The sequence below is a fragment of the Nonomuraea terrae genome, assembly GCF_004348995.1.
GTDB classification, from domain to species: Bacteria; Actinomycetota; Actinomycetes; order Streptosporangiales; family Streptosporangiaceae; genus Nonomuraea; species Nonomuraea terrae.
The window spans coordinates 1-5,201 of sequence record NZ_SMKQ01000347.1 but is presented as its reverse complement, the minus strand read 5'-3'; the positions used below and the strand labels follow the sequence as shown (position 1 = coordinate 5,201).

3 protein-coding genes are annotated in these 5,201 nt (G+C 69.6%); 1 reads left to right on the top strand and 2 read right to left on the bottom strand.

The genetic code is table 11. The features are described from left to right. Positions 1-36: 36 nt before the first annotated feature. Entirely contained in the window at positions 37-1,209 is a 1,173-nt protein-coding gene (locus E1286_RS45805; protein ID WP_132623476.1) for a DUF418 domain-containing protein, read from the bottom strand. Between the two features lie 85 nt (positions 1,210-1,294). Between E1286_RS45805 and E1286_RS45800 the strand changes: the two genes are divergently transcribed. After that, positions 1,295-1,900: a TetR/AcrR family transcriptional regulator gene (locus E1286_RS45800; protein ID WP_132623474.1), complete on the top strand. Its 606-nt coding sequence runs from the start codon at positions 1,295-1,297 to the stop codon at positions 1,898-1,900. A gap of 209 nt (positions 1,901-2,109) precedes the next feature. Here the strand turns inward: E1286_RS45800 and E1286_RS45795 are convergent, their stop codons facing one another. Continuing rightward, complete coding sequence (locus tag E1286_RS45795) at positions 2,110-4,425, bottom strand: sodium-translocating pyrophosphatase (RefSeq protein ID WP_132623472.1); 2,316 nt, start codon at positions 4,423-4,425, stop codon at positions 2,110-2,112. Between the last annotated feature and the right edge of the window lie 776 nt (positions 4,426-5,201).

Sequence of the window (5,201 nt, the reverse complement as noted above, 5' to 3'; positions counted from 1 at the left end):
CCCACCCCGCCCCTCCGCCCCCAGGGGAAGCCGGATTCAGCCGGCGCGGCGGTACGTCAGCTTCCGCAGCGCCGTCTCCGCCGGTCCGCGCCTGCCCGTACGGGACAGTGACGCGGCCAGCACCACGCTGCCCAGCCAGGTCAGCACGGCGATGCCGGACGCGGCCGCGTCGCCGACGCGGGTGCCGATCCCGCCCAGGTACGGCGTGAAGAGCGCGACGAAGACCACGGACTGGAGCAGGTAGCACGTGAGCGACCACTGGCCGCAGGCGGCGAGCGCCCTGCCGACCGGGCCCGTCCGTCCTTCCCTGCCCGCCACGAAGAGCCCGACCAGCGCGGCGTAGGCGAGGCCGCCGGCGATGCCGGTGACGCTGTGCAACGCGTACACCGACACGCTGACCGCGTCTGATGGCCCCCAGAGCCGCGTGTCGATCAGCGTCAGCGGCACCGCGCCGACGACCGCGACCGCCGTGCCGAACGTGGCGACGCGGGCGAGCAACGCCCGGTGCGCCCGCGGCTCCTCCAGCAGGCGGCGGCGGGCCGCCCAGATGCCGAGCAAGAAGGCCGACACGACGCCGACGGCGAAGTAGGTGGGCGTCATCCCGGCCCAGCCGATCATCCGCGTCATGAGGGCTTCCAGCGGGTCGGCCATGGCCGCGGGGGTGTCACCCTTCGGCGCGCTCAGAGTCAGCAGCCCGAACCCGGCGAGCACGACGACGTGCAGGACGGCGCCGATCCCGGCGGCCCAGAACAGCGCCCGGTCACTGCGCCGGACGAAGCCGACGAGCAGCAGGCCGATGAGCCCGTACGCGCCCAGGATGTCGCCGAAGAACAGCAGGAGCGCGTGGCAGAACCCGAACGCGAGCAGCCACAGACTCCGGGCGCGCAGCACCCGCCGCACCTCCGGCCAGCTCCGCCCGGCGGCGGCCTGCCGGTTCGCGATCTGGACGAGACCGTAACCGAACAGCGCGGCGAACATGGGCAGCGCGCGCCCGTCCACCAGGAGGATCTGGACCCCGGCCACCAGCCGGTCGAGGGTCCCTCCGTCGAGGGTGTAGCCGCGGAAGCCGACCTCATGGCCGGACAGGTACATGTGCGCGTGCGCCACCGCGATGAGCAGCAGCATGAAGCCTCGCGCGAGATCGGGGGCGGGTGACCGCTGAGCGAGCGGCACGGCCCTCGCTGTCGGGGCCGACGCGGTGATGGACATGGGTATCCCCAGCAATTAGATACACGACTGTAGCTTACTTCTTCGACGGTAAGCTACATCGCTGTAGCTAAGCAAGGGGGCAACGATGAGCGAACGCGACGGACGCACCCGGCGGCGCGGCGAGGAGTTGATCAGCGCCATCCACGCCGCGGTGCTGCAGGAGGTGCTGGAGGTCGGCGTCGGGCGGCTGACCATGGACGGCATCGCCAAGCGGGCGGCGACCGCCCGCACCACGCTCTACCGCCGCTGGTCCGACCCGATCGAGGTGCTCGTGGACGCGCTCTACCACGCCCATCCGGTCGAGGAGCCGACGCCTGGGGCCGACGACCTGCGCGGCGACCTGATCCGCGCGCTCCAGCTCATGGTCAAGTGGACGCTCAGCCCGGCCGGGCTCGCGGTCGCGGCCATCCTCACCGACCCCAAAGGCTCGGCCAAGGTCTCCGACGCGCTGTTCGAGAAGGTCTTCGCCAACCGGGGCGGCACGTTCACCAGCACCGTGCTGCGGCACTACGCCGAGCGGGGTCACTTCCCCGCCGAACTCCTCACCCCGGTGGTGGCCGACATCGGCGAAGCCCTCATCACCAAACGCCTCCTCGACACCGGCAAGCCACCCACCGACACCGACCTGGCCGCCATCGTCGATCAGGCCATCCTCCCGGCCATCGGCCTGATGCCCGCCAAACCGGAGTGACCTCATCCCCAAGCCGGCACCGCCGGGCCCGGCGCTCTCCGCCGTAACCTGCCGGCGGTGGCCCGGCACCCGTCAAGCGCCCGACAGGTCCTCGCCGCCTACCTCCGCCACGCCACCCACGTCAATCGTCCGCCGCCACCTCGGGCATGGAAACGCCCGCCTCCCCAGCTGCGGATGGGGAAGCGGGCGTCGCCGGTTCTGGTCGCGGTTTACGAGGGGACGGGCTCGTGGGTGCGGTCGTTGTTGCTGGTCGGCGCGATGGTCACGGAACGCCGCTTCGACACGACGATGGCCGTGACCACCACGCCCACCGCCACCACGGTGATGCCGATGCGCAGCACCGGGTTGCCCGCGTACAGCACGACCGCGGGCGCCACCAGCAGCGCCACCAGGTTCATCACCTTGATCAGCGGGTTGATGGCCGGACCGGCCGTGTCCTTGAACGGGTCGCCGACCGTGTCGCCGATGATCGTGGCCTCGTGCGCCGGAGAGCCCTTGCCGCCGTGGTGACCGTCCTCGACGAGCTTCTTGGCGTTGTCCCAGGCGCCGCCCGAGTTGGCCAGGAAGACGGCCATCAGGGTCCCGCAGGCGATGGCGCCCGCCAGGAAGGCGCCCAGCGGGGCATACCCCAGGGCGAACCCGACCGCGATCGGCGTCATGACCGCCAGCAGACCGGGCGTGGCCAGCTCGCGGAGCGAGTCGCGGGTGCAGATGTCCACGACCCGGCCGTACTCCGGCTTCTGCGTGCCGTCCATGATGCCGGGGTTCTTGCGGAACTGTTCGCGTACCTCGAAGACCACCCGCATCGCGGCCCGCCCGACCGCCATGATCGCGAGTCCGGAGAACAGGAACACGACCGCGGCGCCGATGATCAGACCGACCAGGACGTTCGGCTGGTCGATGCTGAGGCTGAAGGTGGAGAACGTGCCGAGCGCCTCCTTGACGGACGTGGTCGCCGCCGCCAGCTCGGTCTCGACCGCCGTACGGAAGGCTCCGAACAGCGCCGTCGCGGCCAGCACGGCGGTCGCGATGGCGATGCCCTTGGTGATGGCCTTCGTGGTGTTGCCGACGGCGTCGAGGCTGGTCAGCACGCGGGCGCCCTCACCGTCGACGTCGCCGGACATCTCGGCGATGCCCTGGGCGTTGTCGGAGACGGGGCCGAAGGTGTCCATGGAGACGATGACGCCGACCGTGGTCAGCAGACCGGTGCCCGCGAGCGCGACCGCGAACAGGGCGATCGTGACGTTCCCGAAGCCGAGCAGGAACGCGCCGTAGACCGCGCCGCCGATGATGAGCGCCGAGTAGACCGCCGACTCCAGGCCGACGCTGATGCCGGACAGGATGACGGTGGCGGGGCCGGTGACGGAGCTCTCGCCGATCTCCCGGACCGGACGCCGCGTCGTCTCCGTGAAGTACCCGGTGAGCAGCTGGATGGCGCTGGCCAGCACGAGCCCGATCAGCACCGCGACGATGGCGATGAGCCGCGGGTCGGCGTCGGACTGCACGGTGGCGCCCGTCAGACCGGCGAAGCTGTCCGGCAGGTACCAGAACGCGGCCGCGGTCACCAGCACCGCCGAGATCGCGGCCGAGATGAAGAAGCTGCGGTTGATCGCCGCCATGCCGCTGCGGTCGCGGTCGCGCATGCCGGTGACGAAGATGCCGATGATCGCGGTGAGGACACCGATCATCGGGACGATGAGGGGGAAGATCAACCCCTCCTCGCCGAACGCCGCCCGCCCCAGGATGAGGCTCGCGACCAGCATGACCGCGTACGACTCGAACAGGTCGGCCGCCATGCCGGCGCAGTCACCGACGTTGTCGCCCACGTTGTCGGCGATGGTGGCGGGGTTGCGCGGGTCGTCCTCCGGGATGCCCTGCTCGACCTTGCCCACCAGGTCGGCGCCCACGTCGGCCGCCTTGGTGAAGATGCCGCCGCCGACACGCATGAACATCGCCAGCAGCGCCGCCCCGAACCCGAACCCTTCGAGCACGTAGGGCGCGTCACCCTGGTACACGAACACCACGACGGCCGCCCCGAGCAGGCCGAGGCCGACGGTGACCATGCCCGCCACGCCGCCGGTGCGGAAGGCGATGCGCATGGCACGCTTCTCGCCCGACTCCTTGGCCGCGGCCGCCACGCGCACGTTGCCGCGCACGGCCAGCCACATGCCGAGGAACCCGGTCAGCGCGGAGAACACCGCGCCGACCACGAAGAAGATGGAACGTCCGATGCGTACGTCTGTCTCTCCCGGCAGCAGGAGCAACAGGAAGGGAATCACGACGACGAAGATCGCCAACGTGCGGAACTGACGCGCGAGGTAGGCGCTGGCGCCCTCCTGTACGGCCCGCGCGATGTTCTGCATGCGTTCGGTGCCCTGGCCGGCGGACAGCACCTCCCGCACCAGTCCGCCGGCGACGGCTAGCGCGATCAGTGCGACCGCGGCGACCACGATCACGATGGTGAGATTGTTTCCGCTCAGAACCAGATTGGACGCTGGCTCAGCTGCCAGCATGTGCCTGCTCATCGTTCTCCTCGGCAAGACCGGTCGTCCTGCCCGGGCGGTGCCTCCCGGCTACCTCGGCGGGTGTTGCGGCACCATCCGGGTTGTGGGTGCCGCTTCCGGTTGAATCCGCGTTCCGCCGGATCACCTTGGCCGGTTCCCGGAGTCTACGCAGGCGCAGAACCGATATGAAGGCTCTGAGCGTCGCTAATTGTGCGAGTGTCTAGCAATCCCCTGCCAGCGCCCGGGTTTGGGACCTGACACGCGAAATTTCCGGAGGTTTGGGGTCACTGCAAGGAGAAAATTCGGCCAGACCGAAATTCGGGCGACATGGACAGGAGTGAATCCTGAGAACGCCTCGGCACGGCCACGCGAACACTCACTCGCCACGACCACCTCGCGCCTACGGAGGCGCTGGTCAGGACCCTAGCCGTGGCTTGGCCGAAGCTCTAACAGATCTTGGTGCATGGCAAGTGTACGGGCGGTATATGAATCGGCAAAAACCCACCCTTTCTCTCGAACCCAGGTCCCCATTGACCCGCACAAATGCTCCCCAGGCTGCCCCCGAAGGCGGCCATGACTTACCGCGAGGCCACCCTCGACTTGCTCGCCAGGGCAACCCTCGACTTCCCCACGAGAACGCCCCGACTTCTCACGAGCACCCTCGACATCTTCAGGACCTCGACATCTTCAGGAGGGGACTCTCTGCATCTTCACGAAAGCACCTTGACTTCCCCATGAGGGCGCCTCCGGCTTTCCTGGCCCTGGACCGCCTCGGCTTCCCAACCCGGCCCCCCAAC

Coding starts and splice junctions, on each gene's coding strand:
- E1286_RS45800 (WP_132623474.1), top strand. CDS start 1,295: ATGAGCGAACGCGACGGACGCACCCGGCGGCGCGGCGAGGAGTTGATC.
- E1286_RS45795 (WP_132623472.1), bottom strand. CDS start 4,425: ATGAGCAGGCACATGCTGGCAGCTGAGCCAGCGTCCAATCTGGTTCTG.
- E1286_RS45805 (WP_132623476.1), bottom strand. CDS start 1,209: ATGTCCATCACCGCGTCGGCCCCGACAGCGAGGGCCGTGCCGCTCGCT.